Source organism: Serratia sp. J2 (genome assembly GCF_046269175.1).
Classification (GTDB): domain Bacteria; phylum Pseudomonadota; class Gammaproteobacteria; order Enterobacterales; family Enterobacteriaceae; genus Chania; species Chania fonticola_C.
The window spans coordinates 1-2,374 of record NZ_JBKABN010000079.1 but is presented as its reverse complement, the minus strand read 5'-3'; the positions used below and the strand labels follow the sequence as shown (position 1 = coordinate 2,374).

Sequence of the window (2,374 nt, the reverse complement as noted above, 5' to 3'; positions counted from 1 at the left end):
GTAACCGAACGGCGAACTCACATTGCTAACGATATGCCGTTACCACATTCTAACCTCGCTCAAGACAACCAACCTGAGGTGAAATATGACAATACGGTATTCTCGCAGTGAACAGCTGCAGCATCTTGACGCCTGGCAACAGAGTGGGATGTCTAAAACACACTATTGTCGCCTGCATGACTTGAACATCGCCACCTTTTATTACTGGCTCAAACATCATCAAGTTGATGCCACCGTTATCATACCTTCCGCCTTTATTCCCGCACAACGGGTTGTGCCTGAGAATAACGACGCCGACACGGTGACACTCAACCTCCCCAATGGCTATTCCGTCCGATGTCTTCCCGTCCAGTTACGGGCTGTGATGCAGGCTCTGTCCCTATGCTGACGCCACAGCACATCTGGCTGGCGCGGGAGCCGGTCGATATGCGGCGGGGTATTGATACCCTGACGCAATACATTACCGACCATCTGCACCAACCCTGGCAAGGGGAAGCTGCTTTTGTCTTTTGCAACAAGGCGCGTTCACGCATCAAAGTCCTGCGCTGGGATAAACACGGTGTCTGGCTGTGCCTTCGCCGTCTTCATCAAGGCCATTTTATCTGGCCCAGGCAGGGCGATGCTGCCTGGAAATTATCACCAGAACAGGCCGACTGGTTGATGAAAGGCATCGACTGGCAACGGGTTGAGGGGCTCGACCTGACCCAGTGGAAATAGCGCGGGTAGTGAATTAATACATTGATTATCAATGACAATACGGTGTCATGTTGATAAAATAGCCACATGAATATCGATGCACTGCTGACCTCAAAAGACCTCGATGAACTGCGCTCTCTGGCGTTGAAGTTACTTGCGGACCTTGAACAGCAGACGCAGCGAAACCAGACGCAGGCAGGCTATATCCAGCAGTTGGAAGAGGCCCTGAAAAATGCCCGCCAGTGGCGCTTCGGGCGCAAAAGCGAAGCCTTCCAGGGCGAGCAACGCGGGTTGTTCGATGAAGATATCGAGGCCGATGCCGCCGATATCGAGCAGCAACTGGCTACCCTGTTACCCGAGCCGAAAGCACCAAAATCGCAGGTGGCCAAACGCCAGCCCCTGCTGCCTGAACTGCCCCGGGAAGAGGTCCGTCTGGCTCCGGTATCCGACAGTTGCCCAGACTGTGGCCACACCTTGCGCTTCATCCGCGATGAGATCAGCGAACGGCTGGAATATGTTCCGGCCCGCTTCATCGTGCACCGTCATGTTCGTCCGCAGTTCAGTTGTGAACACTGCGAGACGGTAGTCAGTGAGCCCTTGCCCGCACAGCTGATTGAAAAAGGTCTGCCCGGGCCCGGCCTGCTGGCGCAGGTGGTATGCGCCAAAAGTCTCGACCACCTGCCGCTCTACCGTCAGCAGGTGATATATCAACGCAACGGTGTCGACCTGCCTCGCAGTACGCTGGCGGGCTGGTTCGGTGCGGTGGGTGCGGCCCTGAAACCGCTGGCCCAGGCGCTGCATCAGGACCTGTTGCAACACCCGGTCTTGCAGGCTGACGAAACCCCGCTGTCCATCCTCGACCCCGGCAAGGGCAAAACCCAACGCGGTTACCTGTGGGCCTACATCACCGCCCTGGGTGCTGAACGGTCGATAGTGCTTTATGACTGCCAACCGGGGCGCAGTGGCCAATATGCCCGCGACGTGCTTGAAGGCTGGCGCGGCACTCTGGTGGTGGACGGTTATGCCGGTTACCAGGCGTTGTTCGACAGCGGTCAGGCGCTTGAAGCGGGTTGCTGGGCACACGCCCGGCGCAAGTTCTTCGAGCTGTTCACGGCCAACAAAAGCCCGGTGGCCAAGCTGGCTCTGGACACAATCCGAGAGCTGTACAAGCTTGAGCGCAAAATCAAACACCGGTCGGCGGATAAAAAACGACAATGGCGACAACGGTATGCCAAGCCCCGGCTGGACGCCTTCCATCAGTGGTTGTTGTTGCAACAAACGCAGACGGCCCCCAACTCCGGGCTGCGCAAAGCGCTGGACTACACCTTGAAGCGCTGGTCGGCATTACAGCGCTACCTGGACGATGGCCGCGTACCCATCGACAATAACCGCACTGAAAACTGCATCCGTCCGGTGGCCGTAGGCCGCAAGAACTGGTTGTTCGCCGGGTCGTTGCGGGCTGGGCAAAGGATGGCAGCTATCCTGAGTCTACTGGAAACCGCCAAGCTCAACGGCCACGACCCGTATGTCTGGTTGCGAGATGTGCTGACCCGCTTACCCACCTGGCCGAACAACCGGATCAACGAGCTATTACCCTACGCTGAAAACAGCTTCAGTTAATATCCGCCAGCTTATTACATTACTTTAATCACACAACGCGAGTTCGCCGTTCGCTTAC

Annotated in this window: 3 protein-coding genes; all 3 read left to right on the top strand. The window is 56.8% G+C overall.

The window, feature by feature from the left end; all coding sequences use genetic code 11:
* The first annotated feature begins 85 nt into the window (after window positions 1-85).
* The 3 genes from tnpA (at window position 86) to tnpC (ending at window position 2,316) form a co-directional block, all read left to right on the top strand.
* The gene (gene tnpA / locus ACKWMY_RS28055; protein WP_409487529.1) at window positions 86-388 is read left to right on the top strand and encodes an IS66 family insertion sequence element accessory protein TnpA; all 303 of its coding nucleotides are present in this window, start codon (window positions 86-88) and stop codon (window positions 386-388) included.
* Window positions 382-717, top strand: a complete 336-nt coding sequence (gene tnpB / locus ACKWMY_RS28050; protein WP_409487528.1) for an IS66 family insertion sequence element accessory protein TnpB — start codon at window positions 382-384, stop codon at window positions 715-717. Before tnpA ends, tnpB begins: the two co-directional genes overlap by 7 nt.
* A 66-nt stretch (window positions 718-783) precedes the next feature.
* Window positions 784-2,316 (top strand): IS66 family transposase, encoded by a 1,533-nt coding sequence (gene tnpC, locus ACKWMY_RS28045; protein ID WP_409487527.1) that lies wholly within the window; start codon window positions 784-786, stop codon window positions 2,314-2,316.
* Window positions 2,317-2,374 lie beyond the last annotated feature (58 nt).